Origin of the sequence: Streptococcus sp. DD11, from assembly GCF_001578865.1 — a bacterium.
GTDB classification, from domain to species: Bacteria; Bacillota; Bacilli; order Lactobacillales; family Streptococcaceae; genus Streptococcus; species Streptococcus panodentis.
This window is the reverse complement of sequence record NZ_KQ969396.1, coordinates 329,052-329,872: the sequence shown is the minus strand read 5'-3', so window position 1 is coordinate 329,872 and position 821 is coordinate 329,052. Positions and strand designations below refer to the sequence as shown.

Here is an 821-nt window from a genome sequence, read left to right as displayed (position 1 = left end):
CGTCAGTGAGTGCGTCGACCTCTGCAAGTGTAAGTGCCTCCACGAGTGCATCAGTGTCCGCAAGTACCTCAGCCTCAGTGAGCGCATCAACCTCTGCGAGCGTATCTGCCTCAGAGAGTGCATCAACTTCAGCAAGCGTATCAGCCTCTACGAGTGCGTCGGTGTCCGCAAGTACGTCCGCATCCGTAAGTGCGTCGACCTCCGCGAGCGAGTCGGCTTCCACGAGTGCGTCGGTGTCCGCAAGTACGTCCGCGAGCGTAAGTGCGTCAACTTCAGCCAGCGTGTCTGCGTCCACGAGTGCTTCAGTGTCCGCAAGTACGTCTGCATCAGAAAGCGCATCAACTTCGGCGAGCGTATCAGCCTCCACGAGTGCGTCTGTATCCGCAAGCACCTCAGCTTCAGTGAGTGCGTCAACCTCTGCAAGTGAGTCAGCATCAACCAGTGCGTCGGTATCAGCAAGTACGTCTGCATCTGTTAGCGCATCAACTTCAGCGAGCGAGTCTGCCTCCACGAGTGCGTCTGTGTCAGCAAGTACGTCTGCGTCAGTGAGTGCATCAACGTCTGCGAGTGAGTCAGCCTCCACGAGTGCATCGGTATCGGCTAGCACCTCCGCGTCCGTGAGCGCATCAACTTCAGCGAGCGAGTCAGCATCCACCAGTGCGTCGGTGTCCGCAAGCACGTCCGCCTCAGAGAGTGCGTCGACCTCTGCAAGTGAGTCCGCGTCCACCAGTGCATCCGTATCAGCTAGCACGTCCGCCTCAGAGAGTGCATCAACGTCTGCAAGTGAGTCCGCGTCTACGAGCGCATCGGTGTCTGCAAGC

Annotated in this window: 1 protein-coding gene; it reads left to right on the top strand. The window is 58.7% G+C overall.

The annotated features are described in order from the left end of the window. A partial coding sequence (locus tag STRDD11_RS14695) for a hypothetical protein (RefSeq protein WP_241209436.1) occupies positions 1–821 on the top strand: 821 nt, incomplete at both ends.